The 20,978-nt window shown below is 70.0% G+C and carries 19 protein-coding genes; 11 read left to right on the top strand and 8 right to left on the bottom strand.

The annotated features are described in order from the left end of the window. Positions 1 to 13: 13 nt before the first annotated feature. Both AB6A65_RS06275 and argF read left to right on the top strand, forming a co-directional pair. Positions 14 to 1,201, top strand: coding sequence for an aspartate aminotransferase family protein (locus AB6A65_RS06275; protein WP_371037505.1), 1,188 nt, complete (start codon positions 14 to 16; stop codon positions 1,199 to 1,201). An 89-nt stretch (positions 1,202 to 1,290) separates the two neighbouring features. Then, a complete protein-coding gene (gene argF, locus AB6A65_RS06270) occupies positions 1,291 to 2,196 on the top strand; it encodes an ornithine carbamoyltransferase (protein WP_371037504.1) in 906 nt (301 codons plus the stop codon). A gap of 16 nt (positions 2,197 to 2,212) precedes the next feature. On the opposite strand, the gene AB6A65_RS06265 is transcribed toward argF, so the two are convergent. After that, positions 2,213 to 2,677 carry an NUDIX hydrolase gene (locus AB6A65_RS06265; RefSeq protein WP_371037503.1) on the bottom strand — a complete coding sequence of 155 codons (465 nt, stop codon included), beginning with the start codon at positions 2,675 to 2,677 and terminating at the stop codon, positions 2,213 to 2,215. Positions 2,678 to 2,771: 94 nt separating this feature from the next. Continuing rightward, positions 2,772 to 5,243: an ATP-dependent helicase HrpB gene (gene hrpB / locus AB6A65_RS06260; RefSeq protein WP_371037502.1), complete on the bottom strand. Its 2,472-nt coding sequence runs from the start codon at positions 5,241 to 5,243 to the stop codon at positions 2,772 to 2,774. Positions 5,244 to 5,352: 109 nt separating this feature from the next. Here hrpB and meaB point away from each other — a divergent pair, with 109 nt between their 5' ends. From meaB to AB6A65_RS06240, 4 genes are all read left to right on the top strand, one after another. Continuing rightward, positions 5,353 to 6,324, top strand: a complete 972-nt coding sequence (gene meaB / locus AB6A65_RS06255) for a methylmalonyl Co-A mutase-associated GTPase MeaB (RefSeq protein WP_371037501.1) — start codon at positions 5,353 to 5,355, stop codon at positions 6,322 to 6,324. A gap of 152 nt (positions 6,325 to 6,476) precedes the next feature. Beyond that, complete coding sequence (rpmB, locus tag AB6A65_RS06250; RefSeq protein WP_371037500.1) at positions 6,477 to 6,767, top strand: 50S ribosomal protein L28; 291 nt, start codon at positions 6,477 to 6,479, stop codon at positions 6,765 to 6,767. Between the two features lie 106 nt (positions 6,768 to 6,873). Next, positions 6,874 to 7,227 carry a hypothetical protein gene (locus tag AB6A65_RS06245; RefSeq protein WP_371037499.1) on the top strand — a complete coding sequence of 118 codons (354 nt, stop codon included), beginning with the start codon at positions 6,874 to 6,876 and terminating at the stop codon, positions 7,225 to 7,227. Positions 7,228 to 7,272: 45 nt separating this feature from the next. After that, complete coding sequence (locus tag AB6A65_RS06240; protein ID WP_371037498.1) at positions 7,273 to 7,770, top strand: copper chaperone PCu(A)C; 498 nt, start codon at positions 7,273 to 7,275, stop codon at positions 7,768 to 7,770. Positions 7,771 to 7,787: 17 nt separating this feature from the next. Here AB6A65_RS06240 and AB6A65_RS06235 read toward each other — a convergent pair whose 3' ends face one another. Together AB6A65_RS06235 and AB6A65_RS06230 are read right to left on the bottom strand one after the other, a co-directional pair. Then, positions 7,788 to 8,486, bottom strand: a complete 699-nt coding sequence (locus AB6A65_RS06235; protein WP_371037497.1) for an NAD-dependent deacylase — start codon at positions 8,484 to 8,486, stop codon at positions 7,788 to 7,790. A gap of 9 nt (positions 8,487 to 8,495) precedes the next feature. Continuing rightward, positions 8,496 to 8,687 carry a CTP synthetase gene (locus AB6A65_RS06230; protein WP_371037496.1) on the bottom strand — a complete coding sequence of 64 codons (192 nt, stop codon included), beginning with the start codon at positions 8,685 to 8,687 and terminating at the stop codon, positions 8,496 to 8,498. A gap of 389 nt (positions 8,688 to 9,076) precedes the next feature. Here AB6A65_RS06230 and AB6A65_RS06225 point away from each other — a divergent pair, with 389 nt between their 5' ends. Continuing rightward, positions 9,077 to 9,769 carry a hypothetical protein gene (locus tag AB6A65_RS06225; protein ID WP_371037495.1) on the top strand — a complete coding sequence of 231 codons (693 nt, stop codon included), beginning with the start codon at positions 9,077 to 9,079 and terminating at the stop codon, positions 9,767 to 9,769. Between the two features lie 193 nt (positions 9,770 to 9,962). On the opposite strand, the gene lepA is transcribed toward AB6A65_RS06225, so the two are convergent. From lepA to AB6A65_RS06210, 3 genes are read right to left on the bottom strand one after another with little or no spacing between them, the layout of a single operon-like run. After that, positions 9,963 to 11,765 (bottom strand): translation elongation factor 4, encoded by a 1,803-nt coding sequence (gene lepA / locus AB6A65_RS06220; RefSeq protein WP_371037494.1) that lies wholly within the window; start codon positions 11,763 to 11,765, stop codon positions 9,963 to 9,965. Between the two features lie 54 nt (positions 11,766 to 11,819). Further along, entirely contained in the window at positions 11,820 to 12,995 is a 1,176-nt protein-coding gene (locus tag AB6A65_RS06215; RefSeq protein WP_371037493.1) for a TauD/TfdA family dioxygenase, read from the bottom strand. Positions 12,996 to 13,014: 19 nt separating this feature from the next. Then, the gene (locus tag AB6A65_RS06210) at positions 13,015 to 13,779 is read right to left on the bottom strand and encodes a class II aldolase and adducin N-terminal domain-containing protein (RefSeq protein ID WP_371037492.1); all 765 of its coding nucleotides are present in this window, start codon (positions 13,777 to 13,779) and stop codon (positions 13,015 to 13,017) included. A 115-nt stretch (positions 13,780 to 13,894) separates the two neighbouring features. Here AB6A65_RS06210 and AB6A65_RS06205 point away from each other — a divergent pair, with 115 nt between their 5' ends. Continuing rightward, positions 13,895 to 14,776 carry a LysR family transcriptional regulator gene (locus tag AB6A65_RS06205; protein ID WP_371037491.1) on the top strand — a complete coding sequence of 294 codons (882 nt, stop codon included), beginning with the start codon at positions 13,895 to 13,897 and terminating at the stop codon, positions 14,774 to 14,776. Between the two features lie 54 nt (positions 14,777 to 14,830). Here the strand turns inward: AB6A65_RS06205 and AB6A65_RS06200 are convergent, their stop codons facing one another. After that, positions 14,831 to 16,921: a 3-hydroxyacyl-CoA dehydrogenase NAD-binding domain-containing protein gene (locus AB6A65_RS06200; RefSeq protein ID WP_371037490.1), complete on the bottom strand. Its 2,091-nt coding sequence runs from the start codon at positions 16,919 to 16,921 to the stop codon at positions 14,831 to 14,833. A 127-nt stretch (positions 16,922 to 17,048) separates the two neighbouring features. Between AB6A65_RS06200 and AB6A65_RS06195 the strand changes: the two genes are divergently transcribed. The 3 genes from AB6A65_RS06195 (at position 17,049) to AB6A65_RS06185 (ending at position 20,976) form a co-directional block, all read left to right on the top strand. Next, entirely contained in the window at positions 17,049 to 17,816 is a 768-nt protein-coding gene (locus AB6A65_RS06195) for an SDR family NAD(P)-dependent oxidoreductase (RefSeq protein WP_371037489.1), read from the top strand. An 83-nt stretch (positions 17,817 to 17,899) separates the two neighbouring features. Beyond that, positions 17,900 to 18,616 carry an ABC transporter ATP-binding protein gene (locus AB6A65_RS06190; protein WP_371037488.1) on the top strand — a complete coding sequence of 239 codons (717 nt, stop codon included), beginning with the start codon at positions 17,900 to 17,902 and terminating at the stop codon, positions 18,614 to 18,616. Next, positions 18,613 to 20,976, top strand: coding sequence for an FtsX-like permease family protein (locus AB6A65_RS06185; RefSeq protein WP_371037487.1), 2,364 nt, complete (start codon positions 18,613 to 18,615; stop codon positions 20,974 to 20,976). The genes AB6A65_RS06190 and AB6A65_RS06185 overlap by 4 nt, the downstream gene beginning before the upstream one ends. Positions 20,977 to 20,978 lie beyond the last annotated feature (2 nt).

The raw sequence follows: 20,978 nt of genomic DNA, 5'->3' as shown, positions 1-20,978 counted from the left end.
AAGGACCATGCCCATGATCCCGTCCGTTCTGCCCACCTACGCGCGTGCACCGCTGACCTTCGTCAAGGGGGAGGGCGCCTGGCTCACCGAGGTCGACGGCCGCCGCTTCCTCGACATGGGCGCGGGGATCGCGGTGAACGCGCTCGGCCACGCCCATCCGGCGCTGGTCGAGGCGCTCACGGCGCAGGCCGCCAAGCTCTGGCATGTCTCGAACCTCTACCGCATCCCCGAGCAGGAGGCGCTCGCCGACCGGCTGGTCGCGGAGACCTTCGCCGACACGGTTTTCTTCACCAATTCGGGCACCGAGTCCTGCGAACTCGCCGTCAAGATGGTGCGGAAGTACTGGCACGATCGCGGCGCGCCCGAGCGCAGCGAGATCATCGCCTTCGAGGGTGCCTTCCACGGGCGGTCCTCGGCGGCGATCGCCGCGGCCGGCTCCGAGAAGATGACGAAGGGGTTCGGCCCCCTCCTGCCGGGCTTCACCCAGCTGCCCTGGGGCGATCACGACGCGCTGCGCGCCGCGGTGACCGACCAGACCGCGGCGATCCTGATCGAGCCCATTCAGGGCGAGGGCGGCATCCGCCCGCTGCCGGATGTCTGCCTCCGCGGTCTGCGGGAGCTCTGCAATGAGACCGGCGCTCTGCTCGTCCTCGACGAGGTGCAATGCGGCATGGGCCGGACGGGCAAGCTTTTCGCCCATGAATGGGCGGGCGTCGCGCCGGACATCATGATGGTGGCCAAGGGCATCGGCGGGGGCTTTCCGCTGGGCGCGGTGCTGGCGACCGAGACCGCTGCCTCGGGCATGACGGCGGGCACGCATGGCTCCACCTATGGCGGCAACCCGCTCGCCTGCGCGGTGGGGCTACGCGTGATGGAGATCCTGGCCGACCCCGCGTTCCTGTCCGGCGTCCGCGCCACGGGCGGCACGCTGCGCCAGGGGCTCGAGGGGCTCGTCGCCGCCCACCCGGACGTCTTCGAGGAGGTGCGCGGCGCGGGCCTGATGCTCGGCCTGAAATGCCGGCTGCCGGCCGCGGAGGTGGTGCGCGCGGGCTATGACGAGGCGCTCGTCACGGTGCCCGCGGCCGACAACGTGGTGCGCCTGCTTCCGCCGCTCAACCTCGGCGCGGAGGAGGCGCAGGAGGCGCTCCGTCGCCTCGATCGCGCGGCGAGCGCCGCGCGCGCCGCTGCAAAGGCCGCCTGACGCCGACGTCTTCCTGTCGCAATATCCCGGGGACATCGGCGCAGCCGATGGGGCAGCGCCCCGACCCCGCCAGCCACGGACGCAGATCCATGACGCATTTCCTCGACATCCACACCACGGATCCCGACGCGTTGCGGCAGATGATCGACGATGCACGCCGCATGAAGGGCGCGCGTGCCGGCCGCCCCAGGGGCGCGCCCGACGACGAGCAGCCGCTGGCCGGGCGCATGGTCGCCCTCATCTTCGAGAAGCCGTCCACGCGCACCCGCGTCTCCTTCGACGTGGGCGTGCGGCAGATGGGCGGCGAGACGCTGGTGCTTTCGGGCGCCGACATGCAGCTCGGCCATGGCGAGACGATTGCCGACACCGCGCGGGTGATGAGCCGCTACGTCGATCTCATCATGATCCGCACCTTCGAGGAGGCGGTGCTGCGCGAGATGGCCGAACACGCGACGATCCCGGTGATCAACGGGCTGACGAACAGCAGCCATCCCTGCCAGATCATGGCCGACGTGATGACCTACGAAGAGCATCGCGGCCCGATCGCGGGACGCAAGGTGGTCTGGTCGGGAGACGGCAACAACGTCTTCGCCAGTTTCGCGCATGCCGCGCGCCAGTTCGGCTTCGATCTCGTGTTCACGGGCCCCGCCACGCTCGACCCCGATCCGTCGCTCGATGGCCTCTACACGACAGTGCGCGATCCCCAGGAGGCCGCGGCGGACGCCGACCTGATCGTGACCGACACCTGGGTCTCGATGCACGATCCGCAATCGGCCCGCGAGCGGCGGCACAACCAGCTTCGGCCCTACCAGGTCAACGCCGCGCTGATGGCGCGCGCCAAGCCCGACGCGCTTTTCATGCACTGCCTGCCCGCGCACCGCGACGACGAGGCGACCTCGGAGGTCATGGACGGCCCGCACTCGGTGATCTTCGACGAGGCGGAGAACCGGCTGCACGCGCAAAAGGCGATCATGCGCTGGTGCCTGGGCACGTAGCGGCCGCCCGGCCGGCTCAGAACCGGGCGATCAGTTCCCTGAGGCCGGGTTCGCCCACCATGCGCGCGGCAAGCCTGGTCGGAACCCAGCGGCGGTCCCGCTGGTCCGCTTCGGGAAAGCGGTTCGCCAGGGAGGCCACCGATACGGCGAAGACCTGCGCCTCGATCCAGAAAGGGTGCGGCCAGACGCGCTTGCGCTTGAGGTAGTGATAGATTCCGACGGGGGCCACGGGCGCGGACAATTCGGGGATGACCCCGGCCTCTTCCCAGGCTTCCTGAAGCGCGCTTTCGGCGGCGTCGCAGCCCTCGACCGGCCAGCCCTTCGGCAGGATCCAGCGCTTCGTGTCACGGCTGGTCACGAGCAGCACCTCGCGCCCCGCGCCGCCGTTCCGGTGGCACAGCGCCGCGACCTGGCGATGCAGCATCCCGTCCGCCGCGGCGTCCGAGTATCCTGTCCAGTTCTGGCCCGGAACAAGGGTCATGCGATGTCGGTCCTGCTCTTTTATCGTCCGCGGGCATATCCACGCCACGGTTCATCGTTATGTATATACGTTGTGTGACGGTTTTGTAAATGGCCTACGTTTTTCGGCGTTTGGCGCGCAGGGTCGGATCGGCCACCCTGGGATCCTCGGGCCAGGGGTGTTTGGGGTAGCGCCCGCGCATCTCCTTTCGAACCTCGGCATAGGAGGTGGTCCAGAAACCTGGCAGGTCCATGGTCGTCTGAACCGGCCGGCCGGCGGGGGACAGGAGCGTCACGCGAAGCGGCCGGCCGGCGACCGTGGGATGGGCGGTCTGGCCGAACATTTCCTGCAGGCGCAGCGCGATTTCCGGCGCCTCGCCGGAGTAGTCTATGGGCACCTTGCGCCCGAGCGGCGTGGTGAAGGCCCACGGCACCTCGCGGTCGAGCGCCTGGCCCTGCGCCCAGTCGAGCCGGGCCTGCAGCGCGGGCAGCAGGTCGAAGCCGCGCCATGCCTCCGCGGTGCGGATGTCGCCGAGATGGGGCAGCAGCCAGGCCTCAAGCGTGGCCATCAGCGCGGCGTCGGAAAGGTCGGGCAGGTCGAGCCCCGCGTCTCGGCCGAGCGCGACCCGGGCCTGGAACCGCCGCGCGGCGTCCGAAAACGGCAGGCCGAGCTCGCGCACGCCGTCGAGCATCGCGCGCGCCACGTCCTCCTGCGACGCATCGCGCCACAGCCGGTTGTCGAGGGCGATCGCGCCGAGCCGCTCCTGCTGACGCGCGACCACGCGACGGTCGCGTCGCGACCAGTCGCAGACATTCTGCCATCGGATGCGGTCGGCGAAGAGCTGGCGCAGTTCGGACTCCGCGATGGGAATGGCCTGCCGGATGCGCGCCTCGCGCGGATCGCCGTCGAGGTCGGTGACGACGATCAGACGCTGCGCGGCGAGCGGATCCTTCTCGGCCATGACCGCGCCCTTGCCGCCCGACAGAAGGTAGCGCGGCGCCGCGCCCCTGCGCCGAAGCCCGATCCGGTCGGGGTAGGCCAGCGCGGCCATGGCGGCGGTCGAAAGCGCCTCGTCCGCGGCATCACCGGCGGCTTTCGCAAGCCGCGCCGCCTCGGTGCGGATGCGGTCCACCGCGGCGCGGTTCGGCGTCCACGGACGGCGCTCCGCGAAACGGCGTGGATCGGCGACGGCCTCCAGACGCAGCGCGAGGTCCACCGGGGCGGCGCGGGGCAGGGGGTCGCGCTCGGCCAGGAGCGCGGCGAGCGTCGCCGCCCCCGGCCCGGCCACCGCCAGCATGTGCCCGAGCCGAGGGTGCAGCGGCAGATGCGCGAGGCGGCGGCCATGCGCGGTGATCGCGCCCCGATCATCGAGCGCGCCCAGCATGCCCAGAAGCGCCAGCGCCTCGGCGTGGGCGCCCTCGGGCGGCGGCGTGAGAAACGGGAGCGCCGCGGGCTCCGCGCCCCAGAGCTTCAGCTCGAGAGAGAGCCCGGAAAGGTCGGCGGCCTCGATCTCGGCCGGCGGATGCGCGGCGAGCGCGCCCTCCTCGCCCTTCGTCCAGAGCCGGTAGGCCACGCCCGGCGCGACCCGGCCCGCGCGTCCGGCGCGCTGGGCGGCCTCGGCGCGGGTCACCCGCTCGGTCACGAGCCGGGACATTCCCGACCCCGGATCGAAGCGCGCCCGGCGCGCCCGGCCCGCGTCCACCACGACGCGGATGTCCTCGATCGTGAGCGAGGTCTCGGCGATCGACGTGGCGAGCACGATCTTCCGGCCCCCGGTCTCGGGGCGGATGGCGGCGCGCTGGGCGGAGAACGGCATCGCGCCGAAAAGCGGCCGCAGCACGCAGTCCGCGGGCAGCCGGCCGCGCAGCAGCGCCTCGGTGCGCCGGATCTCGCCTTCGCCCGGCAGGAAAACCAGAACGCCGCCCTCGGTCTCGCCGACGGCGCGGGCGACGCGGTCGGCCGTCGCCTCCTCGAGCCGCCGGCCTTTCGGCACCGGCGCCTCGAGCCAGCGCGTCTCCACCGGGAAGCCGCGGCCCTCGGACCGGAGGGCGGGCGCCTCCATCAGCGCGGCGACCGGCGCGGCGTCGAGCGTGGCGGACATGGCGAGAAGCACGAGGTCCTCGCGCAGCGCGCCCGCGATCTCGAGGCAGAGCGCGAGGCCCAGGTCCGCGTTGAGCGAGCGTTCGTGGAACTCGTCGAAGATCACCGCGCCCACGCCCTCGAGCCCGGGGTCGGACTGGATCATCCGTGTCAGCACACCTTCCGTGACCACCTCCACGCGGGTGGCGGCGGAAACCTTCGTGTCTCCGCGGATGCGGTACCCCACGGTCTGGCCGGGCCGTTCGTCCAGCGTCTCGGCCATCCGCTCCGCCGCGGCGCGCGCGGCCAGGCGGCGGGGCTCCAGCATGACGATGCGCCCCGCCCGGGGGATGCCGGCCTCCAGCATCGCCAGCGGCACGCGGGTGGTCTTGCCCGCGCCGGGCGGCGCTTCCAGCACGGCGCGGCCGCGCTTGCGGAGCGCCTCCAGAAGCTCTGGCAGCGCGGCGTCGATGGGCAGCGGATCGCGAGGGGCGGGGAGCGTCGGCATGGCCCGGTTATCGGTCAGGGAGCTCCGCGCGTCCACCGCGCGCCGACGGGCTGGACACGCCGCGCGCGCTGCGATCAAGTGCGCGTCCGGGACAGCAGCGGAGCCCAGCATGGACATCGAGACCCTCGCCCGTGACGTCGCCGCCGGAGACCGGCGGGCGCTCGCCCGCGCGATCACGCTGATCGAGAGCCGCCGCGCGGATCACCGGTCCGACGCCGTCGCCCTGCTGGAGGCGCTCCGGCGCGACGGCCGGCAGGCGCTGCGCATCGGGCTTTCGGGCACGCCCGGCGTCGGCAAGTCGAGTTTCATCGAGGCGTTCGGCCTCATGCTGACCGAACAGGGGCTGCGCGTCGCCGTGCTGGCCGTCGACCCCTCCAGCGCCCGCTCGGGGGGGTCCATCCTGGGCGACAAGACGCGGATGGAGCGGCTTTCGCGGGAGCCCCGCGCCTTCATCCGCCCGTCGCCGGCGCAGTCGCAGCTTGGCGGCGTCGCCCGTCGCACGCGCGAGGCGGTGGCGCTCTGCGAGGCGGCGGGCTTCGACGTGGTGCTGGTCGAGACGGTGGGCGTGGGCCAGTCCGAGACCGTGGTGGCCGAGATGACCGACCTTTTCGTGCTGCTGCTCGCCCCGGCGGGCGGCGACGAGTTGCAGGGGGTGAAGCGCGGCATCATGGAGATCGCGGACCTGATTCTCGTCAACAAGGCCGACGGCGAGCTGAAGGCCGCGGCCACCCGCACCTGTGCCGATTACGCGGGCGCGCTGCGGCTTCTGCGCAAGCGCCCGCAGGACCCCGAGGGCTTCCCAAAGGCGCTGACCGTGTCGGCCCATGAAGGCACCGGGCTCGTGGCCGCCTGGGAAGAGATGCAGGCGCTCGCGCGCTGGCGGCGGGAGGCCGGGCACTTCGATCGTCGCCGCGCCGAACAGGCGTCGGAATGGTTCGCTGCCGAGGTGCGCGAGGGCCTGCTGGCGCGCCTCGCATCCGAACCCGGCATGCGCGCCCGGATGGAGGAGATGACCCGCAAGGTCCGCGCGGGCGAGGCCACGCCCGAAGGCGCGGCGGCGCGCCTGCTCGACGAGTTCTGAGCCGCGGGCCGGCGTCGCGCCCGCCATGCCGGGCCGGTGGTGATTCCGCCTTGACACCCCGCCCCCGCTGATGTTCAACGCGGCAATCAGTTTTCGGGCGCCCCCGCGCTGGGCAGGGTGGCGCCCCATTTCGTTTAATGCACGAGGATGCCATGTCGCGCCGTTGCGAATTGACCGGAAAAGGGCCGATGGTCGGCAACAATGTCAGCCACGCCAACAACAAGACGAAGCGCCGGTTCCTGCCGAACCTGAACGACGTCTCGCTGCAGTCCGAGGCGCTGGGCCGCCCGGTGAAGATGCGCATCTCCGCCGCGGCGCTGCGCACCGTGGATCATCGTGGCGGGATCGACGCCTATCTGATGAAGGCGCGCGAGGCCGACCTGTCGGCCAACGCGCTGAAGATCAAGCGCGACGTCGAGAAGGCGCTGGCCGAAAAGGCCTGAACGCCACGGCGCATCCCTCGCAGGCGGCCCTGCCCGGAAACGGGCGGGGCCGCGTCGCGTTTGACGCAGTTGCCGGCGGCGGGCGAATGTGTGTAGATGCCGGCCGATGAGCGACCGCCTGCGTCCCCTGGCAGCCCTTCTTCTGGCCCTCTGCGTCGTTCTGACGGCACAGGCGATGGCGCTTGCGCGCGGGCAGTCGTCGGCCGCGGGGGAGATGGTGATCTGTACCGGCGCGGGGCTCGTCACCGTGGCCGTCGATGCCGAGGGAAACCCGGCAGGGCCCGCCCATATCTGTCCCGACTGCGCGCTCTCCCTGATCGCGGCGGCGCCGGCCGCGCCGCAGGCGCGCGCGCGGGCGCCCGATCTTCTGACGGTTCGGTTCGCCCGGACGGCCGTGCCCGCGCCCGTCGCGGCGCGGCACTCTCCGGTCTCGGCCCGCGATCCGCCCCGCGCGGCGTGATCGAGAGCACCAGGAAACACGCACTGAGACCGAAAAGAGACAGACATGACCTTCAGGACGACCCTTCTGGCCGCCGCCTGCGCGCTGGCCACGGCCCTTCCCGCCGCCGCCCAGGACAGCATCGCGGTGACCGACCCCTACGCCCGGAGTTCGGGCATGATGGCCAATTCCGGCGCCGCCTTCATGGTGATCGAGAACCGCTCGGACACCGATGACCGGCTGATCGGCGCGTCCTCCGACGTGGCCGAAAGGACCGAGCTTCACACCCACGAGGAAGACGAGATGGGCGTGATGCGCATGATCCACGTGGAGGAAGGCTTCGCGATCCCCGCGGGCGGCACGCTGATGATGGCGCGCGGCGGGCACCACGTCATGTTCCTCGGCCTCTCGGGGCCAATGGAACAGGGCGACGGCGTCACCCTCACCCTCGAGTTCGAGGAGGCGGGCGAGGTGACCGTCGAGGTGCCAGTGGACCTCGAGCGCAAGCCGCGCCACGGCATGGGGCACGGCGCGGGCCACGGCATGGGCCAGACCACCAACTGATGACGGCCGGCCGGGGCTCAGCCCCCGGCCGCCAGCACCTCCTCCACCCAGGCCGGCACGATCCGCGAGGCGGGTCCGTGCCGCGCCTCGTCGAAGAAGGCCGAGCCTGCCGAGGGCTCCAGGTTCAGCTCCAGCGTGCGCGCGCCATTGAGCGCCGCCTCCTGCACGAAGCCCGCGGCCGGGTAGACCTCTCCGGAGGTGCCGATGGAGACGAAGAGATCGCAGGCGGCGAGCGCGCGGCCGATCTCGTCCATGTGGTGGGGGATCTCGCCGAACCAGACGACGTCGGGCCGCGTGGCCGGCGTGCCGCAGGCGGGGCAGGGATCCTCGGGCGCCATCGCCTCGGGGGCGTCCCAGCCATGGGCGCAGGTGGCGCAGAGCGCCCGGTCGAGCGCGCCGTGCATGTGGCGCGGGTTGCGCGCGCCCGCCGCCTCGTGAAGCCCGTCCACGTTCTGCGTGACCAGCAGGAACGCCGCCCCGAGCGCCGCCTCCAGCCGGGCCAGCGCCAGATGGGCGGGGTTCGGCCGCGCGACGTGGGCCTGGGCGCGGCGGGCGTTGTAGAAGGCGTGGACGCGGGCCGGGTCGCGGGCGAAGCCCTCGGGCGTGGCCACGTCCTCGATCCGGTGCTGCGCCCAGAGCCCGCCCGCGTCGCGGAAGGTGCCGAGCCCGGATTCGGCCGAGATCCCGGCTCCGGTGAGAACGACGACGCGCGGCACGGGCGGCGCTCAGCCCTCGTCGCGCTCGTAGAGCTGCTTGGCCACCAGCCAGGAGACCGGGAAGGAGAGCACGAAGCCCGCGATCCCGGCGATGACGATGGGCCAGGTGGTGCCGAACCCGGCCACCAGCACGGCGATGATCGCGGCGCCCGCCACGGTGGCGCCGATGAAGATGTGAAGCATCAGGGTGAGGGCCAGCATGTGTGCGTCCTTCGGCTATGGCGTTTCCGAAGCGGTGGTAGCTGACGGAGGGGCAGGCCGGCCTTGATCTGGGTCAGGTCGCGGGCTTGTGCAACCTAAGGAGTGATATTAGGCTTACTCATACCCCCTGTGAGGGAGTATCTGGACCAGTTGAAGAGGAAGCATACGACTCAAGGAGCCTGTCGAAGCGGAAATTGGAAAGTTGTCCGAATGCCACGGACTAACGCGAGGCAAATTGCGTTAAGATTTTGTTAATCAAGATGGCTGACCGCCATAATGATGCTGGAAACTTACCCAAAAAACATCTTAAAGTGGATTGCAGTTTTCATCATGCTACCAGAAGAAGAGTCGCTGGATAGAAGACAGGTGTGAACTGAGGGGAATATGTGATGACGTTTTGGAGAAAAGGAAAAAAGAATGGTGCGCCCTTGCAGAAAGCAGAGGAGAAAGAAGAAAAAATAATCTATCTAATAAATCAATATAGATATTTTGAGCGAACAATTGAAGTTGCCACCGAAGAAATCGAGGCGAAGGCTCGCGATTTCGCGTGCCGCAAGAAGCCGGCACCTGACATATACGAATATGAAGATGGAAGTTTACTAATTGAAGCGAAAAAAGAAACCAAACCGCTCCCTCCGGAATGTCGAGGCTCCAAAAATCAGGGAGTGTCTATCCGGAAATACAACGTTGATCTTTCGACTGCTCGGCGTCGTGCCGAACTAGCGCGCCGTTTCCGTCTCCCGCTCAATGTTTTTTCGCGCCCACTTCACGCTGCAAGAACGGCGCCAACCGTGGATCCTGAAGTCGAGGAACTGGAAGATCTGGATGCGAAACTCAGTCTTTGGCGTTATCATCTTAGATCGCTTGAGCACCAAATTTTGGAGCTTGCGCCGGCCGATATAGATAGTGCCATGCAAAAGATGAAGTTCGTAACTGAATTAATTATCAAGGGCGATGAGTTGGACGTCGACTATTTTGCTTACCTGATTCAGGAGTGCGTGGATGTTTGCGATGAAAACCTTGCTGAAATTCTTAAGAACTACCGAAAGCATATGCCCAGCTTGTTTGTGGAGTCCATGTAGCGTCCGCAGGCAGATGATCTGGTGATTTGTGCTGTTGGCGTGAGAATGCGTGCCCGCCGTAATGAGAACACAACGCCTCTGATACGGGGCTGCAATTGTCGCAGCAAGGCTTGGAAACTAAGTGATGGGGCGTCAATAAATATAAATTTGCGCAGAGCGTCTTGATCTAAGAATTTCAGTCGTTTGCAAAACGTCACCCATCCATTTTCAACGCCGAAATGAACGCTTCCTGCGGGATCTCGACCTTGCCGAACTGGCGCATCTTCTTCTTGCCGGCCTTCTGCTTCTCCAGAAGCTTCTTCTTCCGCGTCACGTCCCCGCCGTAGCATTTTGCCGTCACGTCCTTGCGGAGTGCGGCCAGCGTCTCGCGCGCGATGACCTTGCCGCCGATCGCCGCCTGGATCGGGATCTTGAACATGTGGCGGGGGATGAGGTCCTTCAGCTTCTCGCACATCGCCCGGCCCCGGCTTTCCGCCCGGTCGCGATGGACCATGGTGGAGAGCGCGTCGACCGGCTCGTCGTTCACGAGGATCTGCATCTTCACCAGCCGGTCCTCGCGGTAGCCGATGATCTCGTAGTCGAAGCTCGCGTAGCCCTTCGTCACGGATTTCAGCCGGTCGTAGAAGTCGAACACCACCTCATTCAAGGGCAGGTCGTAGACCACCATCGCGCGCGAGCCGGCATAGGTGAGGTCGAGCTGGATGCCGCGGCGGTCCTGGCAGAGCTTGAGCACGTCGCCCAGGTACTCGTCGGGCACGAGGATCGTGGCCTTGATCCGCGGCTCCTCGATCCGCTCGACATGGGTGAGGTCGGGCATGTCGGCGGGGTTGTGAAGCTCCTTCATCTCCCCGTCCTTCATGTAGAGGTGATAGACCACCGAGGGCGCGGTGGTGATGAGCTCGATGGCGTATTCCCGCTCCAGCCGGTCGCGGATCACCTCGAGGTGGAGCAGCCCCAGGAACCCGCAGCGGAAGCCGAAGCCGAGCGCGGCCGAGGTCTCCATCTCGTAGGTGAAGGAGGCGTCGTTGAGCGCGAGCTTCTCGATGGCGTCGCGCAGATCCTCGAACTGCGCCGAATCCACCGGGAAGAGGCCGCAGAACACCACCGGGATCGAGGGCTTGAAGCCCGGCAGCGGCGTTTCGCAGCCCTTCTTCTCGGTGGTGATCGTGTCGCCCACACGTGTGTCGCGCACTTGCTTGATCGAGGCGGTGATGTAGCCGATCTCGCCCGGGCCGAGCTCTCCCACGTCCACCATGGCGGGGCGGGAGACGCCTACGCGGTCCACGTCGTAGGTGCCGCCCGTCTTCATCATGCGGATGCGCTGGCCCTTCTTCAGCACCCCGTCGATGACGCGGACGATGACGACGACGCCGAGATAGGGGTCGTATTTCGAGTCCACCAGCATCGCCTTGAGCGGCGCCTCGGTGCTCCCTTCCTTCGGCGGGGGCAGGCGGGTGACGATCGCCTCCAGCACGTCGGGGATGCCGATGCCGGTCTTGGCGGAGATCCGCCCCGCGTCGGTGGCGTCGATGCCGATCACGTCCTCGATCTGCTCGGCCACGCGGTCCACGTCCGCGGCGGGCAGGTCGATCTTGTTGAGGACGGGGACGATCTCGTGATCCGCGTCGATCGCCTGGTAGACGTTGGCGAGCGTCTGCGCCTCCACGCCCTGGGTCGCGTCCACCACGAGAAGCGAGCCCTCGACCGCCTGCATGGAGCGGCTGACCTCGTAGGAGAAGTCGACGTGCCCGGGCGTGTCGATGAGGTTCAGGACATAGGTGTGCCCGTCCTTGGCGGGGTAGTCGATGCGGACGGTGTTGGCCTTGATGGTGATCCCGCGCTCGCGCTCGATGTCCATCGCATCGAGGAGCTGCTCCTTCATGTCGCGTTCGGCCACGGTGCCGGTAAGCTGGATCAGCCGGTCGGCCAGGGTGGATTTCCCGTGGTCGATATGGGCGACGATGGAGAAGTTGCGAATGCGGGAAAGCTCGGTCATGCGGGGGGATATGAGCGGGTTTGCCCTCCCGGTCAAGCGATCCGGCGCGGGCGGTCAGCCTGTCTGCGCCAAGGGCGCGCCGACGGGCTGCCCGGCGGTCTCGGCGCGGCGCCCGTCATGGCCGCGCCGGGCGAGCACGCGGTAGGTGGAGCGCAGCGCGCCCCGGTCCGTGTAGCAGCCGCGCAGGTGGCGCGCGCCGCTCTCGGCCGAGAACGCCTCGCGGCCGTGCACCACGCGGTGATTGTCGAAAACGATGCACTCTCCCGCGTTCAGCCGGAAGCGGGCGAGGAAGCGATCCTCGCGCAGCATCCGGAGGAAGCGGCAGAAGGCGGGGTAGAAGCTGTCGAGCAGCTCCTGCGGCAGGTCCATGTCGTCCTGAAGGTGCTGGGAGACGGTGAGCCCGGTGACCCGCCCCTTGTGGTCGAGCTCGATGATGCGCTGGTGGGCGCGGTAGTCCCAGGTCTCGTGGCGGTAGAAGAAGGGCACGTCGTGCCCGGCGAGCAGCGCGAAATCCTCCGGATGCTCGGCGCGGAAGGCCTCCGCCACCGCGGCCCCGTCAAGGAAGAGGCTCCGCCCGCCCTCGACCGAATTGGCGCGGCAGTGCAGGAACTGGACGCCGGGCGCGGCCTCCTCGCCGGGCAGGTCGGTGTGCATCTCGAGCGCGCCCGCGGTGAAGGCGAGGTTGGTGGGCGCGATCTCCAGCCGAACGTCGAAGTAGAGCCCCTCGGCCGAGGGGGTGACGGGGCCCAGCGTCTCGACGAGCCGGGTGAGGCTCTCGTCGCTGTCCTCCATCCCCGTGACGAGGGCGATGCCCTCCTCGATGAGGGCGTGGGCGAGGCGCGCGCGGGCGTCGGGGGCGCTCAGCACCTCCGCCTGCGGCACGCGCAGGAAGTCCGGGTAGTGATTGCCGTGCCAGAGCCGGCGGGGCAGTTCCGCCGGGTCGGGCGCGTGGCCGCGCTCGGCGACATGGGCGAGTGCTTCGAGCGGAAGGCGCGTCACCAGCGCCTCGCCCTCCCAATCGACCACGAGGGCGCCGTCTTCGATCCGGGCGGCGCGGGCGCGCGGGGCCGCATCCAGCGCGGAGATGTCGAAGACCCGCTCGCGCGTCACCGGGTCGATGCAGGTCGGGTCGGCGTCGCGCAGCCAGTGGTAGTTGAAGTAGGCTTCGCCGCCGGGCAGGGGAAGGTGAAGGCCCTGCGGGCCGAGGCGGGGCGCGTCTGTCGATGTCATCGTGGGACTCTCCCGGATATCAGCTGGCGTAATCGCTGCCCTCGGCGTCGAGGATCGCCTTCAGCTCGCCGAGATGGGCGTCGGCCTGGCCGGGGTAATCCTCGAGCTCCTTCGCGGTCTTCTCGGCCACCTCGTGGGAGAGGACGCGAAGCGGCCGGCCGGTCTGGAGCGCGCGGATATAGGTCTCGGCGGCGCGCTCGAAGTAGTAGAGGCGGTTGAAGGTGTCGGCGACGCTCTCGCCGATCACGAGGACGCCGTGATTGCCCATGACCATAACCTTGCACTTGGGGGCGGAGAGCAGCCCCGCGCAGCGCGTTCCCTCCTCCTCGAAGGCGAGCCCGCCGAACTGCTCGTCGATCACGACGCGCCGGTAGAAGGTGGCGGTGTTCTGGTCGATGGGCGGCAGGCGCGCATCCTTCAGGCAGGCGAGCACGGTGGCGTGGATCGCGTGGACATGCATCACGCAGCGGGCATGCGGCACCAGGCGGTGGATCGCGCCGTGCAGCCCCCAGGCGGTGGGATCCGGCGCGCCCGGGCGGGCCATCGTGTCGCGGTCGTTCGCGTCGAGCAGGAGAAGGTCCGAGGCGCGGATGCGCGCGAAATGCATCTGGTTCGGGTTCATCAGGAACCGCGTCCCCGTCTCGTTCACGGCGAGGCTGAAATGGTTGGCAACCGCCTCGTGCATTCCGAGCCGCGCGGTCCAGCGGAAGGCCGCGGCGAGGTCTACCCGTTCGGCCCGATGGGCGCGCTCGGCTTCGGGGCGGGCAGGGGCGTGATGCAGCATGCGTTCTCTCCGTCGGCGGACTTCATCCGGACGAGAAAGCGAGGGCCGGCACTTTACAAGAGATGAATTCGGGGTCATTGCATTAACAGGATTAATGCATGGGTTGTGCGCCGCCATGACAACCCCCGGCCTGCCTCCGCTCACCTGGCTGCGCGCCTTCGAGGCGGCGGCGCGGCATCTCTCCTTCACGCGCGCGGCGGGGGAGCTGCACCTGACCCAGTCGGCGGTGAGTCAGCATGTCCGGAGCCTGGAATCCTTCCTCGGGCGGGAGCTTTTCGTCCGCAAGACCCGGGCGCTCGAGCTTACGGAGGCGGGCGCGAACTACCTGCCGATCGTGCGCGAGGCGTTCGACCTGCTCGCCCACGGCACGCGGGCCTTCACCGGCGGCGACCGGGGCCGGCATCTCGTGGTGCAGTGCAACATGGGCTTCTCGGTGTTCTGGCTCGCCCCGCGCCTGCCGCGGCTCTACGCGGCGCATCCCTGGCTCGTGCTCAACATCGTGACGCCCATCTGGGACCCGGAACGCAACGCGGCGCAGGCCGCGCTCGAGATCCGCTTCGGGCGGGCGGGCGACATGTCGGCCCATGCAAGGCGGCTGACGCAGGATCGCTTCTACCCGGTCTGCGCCCCGGGCTACCAGGAGGGCGCGGTGACGCTCGACACGGCGGCGCTCTTCGACTGCGCCGGCGTCACGGGCAGCTGGGAGGCCTGGTTCGCCACGCAGGGCCGGCCGTTCTCCCGAAGCGAAGAGGTCAACCGCGCCTCTACCTACGTCATCGCGATCAACGCGGCGCTCTGCGGGGCCGGCGTCGCCATGGGCCACGACACGCTGGTCCGCGATCTGATCGCCGAAGGGCGCCTGGTGCGGCCCTTCGACCATGCGCCGCCGCTCAGCGAGGGCTATTTCCTGCTGCCGCCGCCAAGCCACGCCGACACGCCGGCCTCCCGCGCCTTCCTCGACTGGTTCGAGGAGGAAGCCGCCACCGGCCCGGATTGATCGGCCGGCCGCGCGGGCCGGCCTCACCCTCCGGCGTCCCGGGGAAGCCGGCGCTTAGGAGTTCAGATCGGCGAAGCGCCCATCCTCGTCCGCGAGCTTCCGCAGAAGTGGCGGCACCTGCCAGAAATGCGCGTCCTGGGCGGCGTAGCCCTCGATGCGCCGAACCAGCTCCGGCAGGCCCACGCTGTCGGCGTAGTGCATCGGTCCGCCCCGGAAGCGCGGGAAGCCGTAGCCGAAGAGCAGCACGGCATCCACGTCGATGGGGCGTAGCGCCGTGCCGTCCTCGACCACGCGCGCGGCCTCGGCGATCATCGCGGCCATGTAGCGGGCAACGATCTCCTCGTCGGTGAAGCTGCGCGGGGCGATCCCGGCGCGGGCGCGCTCCCCGGCCACGATCGCCTGCGCGTCGGGGTTTGGACGGGTGTCGCCGTCCTCGTGAAGGTAGTAGCCCCGGCCCGCCTTGCGGCCGAACCAGCCTTCCTGGCAAAGCCGGTCCCCGATGGCGACGTAGCGCTCTTCGGGCGGGCGCGTGGCGGCGTGGCGCTTGCGGTAGGTCCAGCCGATGTCGAGCCCAGCGAGATCCTGCACGCGGAAGGGCCCCATGGCGAAGCCGAACGCCTCGAGCGCGGCGTCGATCCGGTCGAAATCCGCGCCGTCGAGCAGCATGTGATCGGCGGCCTTGCGGTAGTGCTGCATGATCCGGTTGCCGATGAAGCCGTCGCAGACGCCGCTGCGCACCGCGACCTTGCGAAGCGTCTTGCCGAGCGCGAAGCCCGTGGCGGCGACCTCGGGGGCGGTCTTCGCCGCGACGACCACCTCCAGAAGCTTCATGACATGGGCGGGCGAGAAGAAGTGCAGGCCGAGCACATCCTCCGGCCGCGAGGTCGCCGCGGCGATCTCGTCGATGTCGAGGTAGGAGGTGTTCGTGGCCATCACCGCGCCGGGCTTCAGCACGCGGTCGAGCGTGCCGAAGATCTCGGTCTTGACGCCCATCTCCTCGAAGGCGGCCTCGACGACGAGATCTGCATCGGCGAGGGCGGAGAGGTCCGTCGCCGTCTCGAGCCGGGCCAGCGCCTCGTCCCGCCCCGCCTCGGTCAGCTTGCCGCGCGTCACCGCGCCGGCGAGGTTCTTCTCCACCGTCCCGCGCCCGCGCGCGAGCGCCTCGGGGTTCACCTCCGCCAGCGTGACGGGACAGCCCGCGAGCAGCAGCGCCGTGGCGATGCCCGAGCCCATGGTGCCAGCGCCGATCACGCCCACGCGGCCGATCTCGCGGGCGGCGTGGGCGGCTTCCGGCACCTTGGCCACCGCGCGTTCGGCGAAGAAGGCGTGCACCAGCCCGGCGCGCTGCGGGCTCGCCTGGCATTCCTCGTAAAGCGCGCGCTCGATCGCGAGCCCCTCCTCGATGGGCTTCGTGCAGGCGGCCACGGCGTCCACGCATTTGTGCGGCGAGAAGAGCAGGGGATGGCGCCGGGCCATGCGCGCGCGCATCTCGGCGATGGCGGCGTCGTCGGGCGCCACCTCGAGCGTGCCGGTGCGCCGCGTTTCGATCCGCCCCTCGAGCGCCTCGGCGCCGGCCGCGAGGGCGATGTCGCGCGGCTCGCCTTCGCGGATCTCGTCGATGAGCCCGGCCTCCAGCGCCTCTTCGGCGGGAACCTGGCGGCCCGAGGTGATCATCTCGAGCGCGAAGGCGATGCCGGCAAGCCGCGGCGCGCGCTGGGTGCCGCCGGCGCCCGGCAGGATGCCGAGCGTCACCTCCGGCAGCCCGACCTTGAGGCCCGGAACGCCGATCCGGTAGTGGCAGCCGAGCGCCACCTCGAGCCCGCCGCCGAGCGTGGTGCCGTGCAGCACCGCGACCACGGGCTTCGCGCAGGCTTCGAGCGCGTTGCACACCGCCGGCAGCCAGGGATCCTCGGGCGGGCGGCCGAACTCGCGGATGTCGGCGCCGGCGATGAAGGTGCGCCCGGCGGCATAAAGCGCGATGGCGCGCACGTCCATGTCGGCCTCCAGCGCGGCGATGGCGGTCGTCAGCCCATCGCGTACGGCGTGGCCCGCGGCGTTCACGGGCGGGTTGTCGATGCACACGAGCGCGACCGGCCCCGCGCGTTCCACCGTGATCACGTCGTTGACCGCCTCGATTTCGCTCATGTCCCGCCTCCCCGCTCGATGCGGCGCGACGGTAGCCGGGGGGTCGGGAAGGGTCAACGCGCCGGGCCTCGCCGGTTGACACCGCCATGCCGGGACGGAAAACAGGCGCCAGAGCGAGGAGGGTGCCATGCAGATCGGACAGGACACGGTGGCGGTCGTCACCGGCGGGGCCTCGGGCCTCGGCGAGGCGTTGGCGCGAGGGCTCGCGGCCGCCGGCGCGCGGGTCGCGCTTTTCGACCGCGACGCGGAGAAGGGCGAACGGGTCGCCGCCGAGATCGCCGGCCGCTTCCACGCGGTGGACGTGAGCGACGCCGAGAGTGTCCGCGCGGGCTTCGCGGCCGTCGTGGACGGCGCGGGCGCGCCGCGCATCCTGGTCAATTGCGCGGGCATCGGCCCGGTGGCGAAGACGGTCTCGAAGGGCGCGGCGCACGATCCCGCGCTCTTCGCGCAGGTGATCGGGGTGAACCTGATCGGCAGCTTCAACTGCGCCTCGCAGGCGGCGGCGCTGATGGCAGAACTCGCGCCCCTCGGCGCCGACGGCGAGCGCGGCGTGATCGTCAACACCGCCTCCGTGGCCGCCTACGAGGGGCAGGTGGGGCAGGTGGCCTACGCCGCGTCGAAGGGCGGCATCGTCGGCATGACCCTGCCCATGGCGCGCGATCTCGCCGGCCACGGCATCCGGGTCTGCACCATCGCGCCGGGACTTTTCCTGACGCCGCTTCTCAAGGGGCTGCCGCAGGAGGTCCAGGACAGCCTCGGCCGGCAGGTGCCCTTTCCCCCGCGGCTGGGCGATCCGGTGGAGTTTGCCGCGCTCGCCCGGCACATCGTCGAGAACCCGATGCTGAACGGCGAGGTGATCCGCCTCGACGGGGCGATCCGGATGGCGCCGCGGTAGCGCCGGCCGCTGCGGGCGGCATTGTTCGGGCCCGCCCGTCGGTGATATCCTGCAGCCGCAGCGCAGAACTGGGGGCGGGATCCGTGGGCGCAGATCCGGAACTGGCCTACGACGCACGCGGGGTGACGCGTGTCTACGGCGAGGGCCGCGCGGCGGTGCACGCGTTGCGCGGTGTCGACCTCGAAATCCCGAAGGGCGAAATGGCCGTCCTTCTCGGCCCGTCGGGCAGCGGCAAGTCCACGCTTCTCAACATCCTCGGCGGCCTCGACCGGCCCAGCAAGGGCGAGGTCTATTTCGAGGGCGCGCCGCTCCATGAGATGTCGGACCGCGAGCTCACCCGCTACCGGCGGGATCACGTGGGCTTCGTCTTCCAGTTCTACAACCTGATGCCGAGCCTCACGGCGGAGGAGAACGTGGAGCTCGTGACCGAGATCGCCCGCGACCCGCTCGACCCGGGCGAGGCGCTGGGCCTCGTCGGGCTTTCCGAGCGGCGGGGGCATTTCATCAGCCAGCTCTCCGGCGGCGAACAGCAGCGCGTGGCGATCGCGCGCGCCGTGGCGAAGCGGCCCGACGTGCTCTTCTGTGACGAGCCCACCGGCGCGCTCGACAGCACCACCGGGCGCGCCGTGCTGCGCGTCCTGCGCGACGTGAACGCGCGCCTCGGCACGACGGTGCTGATCGTCACCCACGCCGCGGCGACGGCCGCCATGGCGGACCTGGTGCTGCATTTCCACGATGGCCGCATCGCCGAGCGGACCCGCAACGCCGAGAAGGCCGACCCCGAGGAGATCGCGTGGTGAGCCCCCTCGACCGAAAGCTCCTGCGCGATCTCTGGGCAGCGAAGGGCCAGGTGGCCGCCATCGCCGCGGTGATCGCGGTGGGGGTCATGGTGCTGGTGATGTTCACCGGGCTCGTGCTGTCGCTCGACGAGACGCGGCGCGCCTATTACGAACGTCACGGGCTGGCCGACGTGGTCGCGCCGCTCGAGCGCGCGCCGCGCGCCGTCCTCGACGATCTCGCGGAGCTGCCGGGCGTCGCGCGCGCCGAGGGACGGAGCCGCGGCGCGGCGCGCATCGACCTGCCGGGCCGGGCCTTGCCGGTGCAGGCGGTGGCGCTTTCGCTGCCGCAGGACACGCCGGCCGCGCTGAACGGCCTGCGCCTGGCCGAAGGCGGCCGCCCCGCGCCGGGGCGCAACGACGAGGTGCTGGTGCTGGAAAGCTTCGCGCGGGCGAACGGCCTCGGCCCCGGCGACCGGCTCTCCGCCACCATGAACGGCACGCGCCGCAGCTTCGTCATCGCCGGGCTCGCGCAGTCGCCCGAGTTCCTCTACACGACCCCGCCAGGAGAGCTGGCGCCGGACGACGCGCGCTTCGGGGTCATCTGGATGCCGCACAAGGCGGTCGCGGCGCTCTACGACATGGAAGGCGCGTTCAACGAGGCCATCCTGAGCCTGCAGCGCGGCGCGCGGGCGCCACCGGTGCTGGACGCGGTGGACCGGCTTCTCGAGCCCTATGGCGGGCAGGGCGCCTATCCGCTGGCCGAGCAGACGTCGAACCGCTTTGTCAGCGAGGAGATTCGCGGGCTCGAGATGATGTCGCGGGCCGTGCCGCCGGCCTTCCTCGCAATCGCCGCCTTCCTTCTCTACATCGTCGTCTGGCGCATGGTGCAGGCCGAGCGCGAGGAGATCGGCCTGCTGAAGGCGTTCGGCTATACCGACGCCGAAGTGGCGGGACACTACGCCAAGTTCGTGCTGGCCATCGCGCTCGCGGGAGCGCTTCTCGGCGCGCTGGCCGGGCTGGCGCTCGGGCGGGCGACGGTGTCGCTCTACATCCAGTATTTCAAGTTCCCGTTCCTCGTCTTCCGCCTCGACCCGGCGGCGGTGGTGCTCGGCGGAACCGTGAGCGTGGCGGCTGCGGCCGCGGGTGGGCTCGTCGTGCTGCGCCAGGTCTTCCGGCTTCAGCCCGCCGAGGCCATGCGCCCGCCTGCGCCGCCCGACTACAGCCGCGCGGGACGGATCGGGGCAGGCCTCGCCGCGCGCCTCGACCAGCCCACGCGCATGGTGCTGCGCCGGCTCACCCGCCAGCCGCTCCGGATGGGCGGCGCGGTGGCCGGCATCGCCGTGGGCATGGGGCTCTGCGCCGCCATGATCACCATCCACGCGGGCTTCGAGCGCACGGTGCGCCTCGGCTTCGAGGTGGTGAACCGCAGCGACGTGACGGTCACCTTCACCCACCCGCTTTCCGAAGCGGCCCTTTACCGGATCGCCCGGATGGAGGGGGTGCGGGCGGTCGAGCCCCAGCGGCATGTCCCCGTGGCGTTCCGGCACGGGCTCGAGACGCATCGCGGCGCCATCTCGGGCCTCGTGGAGCGGCCCGAGCTGTTCCGCGCGCTCGACGAGGAGGAACGCGCCGTCCCGCTGCGCGCCGACGGCCTCGTTCTCGGCGACGCGCTCGCCGATATCCTCGGCGCGGCGCCCGGCGACGTGATCGAGGCCGAACTGCGCGAGGGGGCGCGGCCGGTGCTGCGCCTGCCGGTGGCGGCGGTGGCCGCGTCGGCCATCGGGACGCCGGCCTATCTCGAACTCTCGGCGCTCAACCGCGCGCTGGGCGAGGGGTTCCGGGCAAGCGATGCGCTGCTCACCGTGGACGCGGCGCAGTCTGACGCACTCGTGCAGGCGCTCGCGGAGATGCCTTTCGTGGCCGGGGCGAGCAGCAAGGCGGAGGCGCGCGCCGCGCTTCAGGAGCTGATGGACTCGGGCATGGGCACCATGCGCTTCATCAACATGGCGCTCGCCTTCATCGTGGCCTTCGGCGTGGTCTACAACGCGGCCCGCATCGCCTATGCCGAGCGCGCGCGCGACCTCGCCTCGCTGAGTGTCATGGGGTTCTCGCGCGGCGAGGTGACCTTCGTGCTCCTGGGCGAGCTCGTCGTCGTGACGCTCCTTGCCCTGCCGATCGGATCGGCGGTGGGCTACGGGCTCACGCTGGTGATCGCGGCGGCCTTCTCGAACGAGCTTTATCAGGTGCAGGCCCTGTTCAGCGCCGCCAGTCATGGCTATGCCGCGCTTGTGGTTCTCGCCGCGCTGCTGGTGTCCGGCCTGCTGGTACGGCGCGACATCGCCCGGGCCGACATCCTGGCGGTGCTCAAGACGCGGGAGTGAGC

Source organism: Rhodosalinus sp. FB01, assembly GCF_041365715.1.
Classification (GTDB): domain Bacteria; phylum Pseudomonadota; class Alphaproteobacteria; order Rhodobacterales; family Rhodobacteraceae; genus Rhodosalinus.
This window is presented reverse-complemented; position numbering and strand designations above follow the sequence as displayed.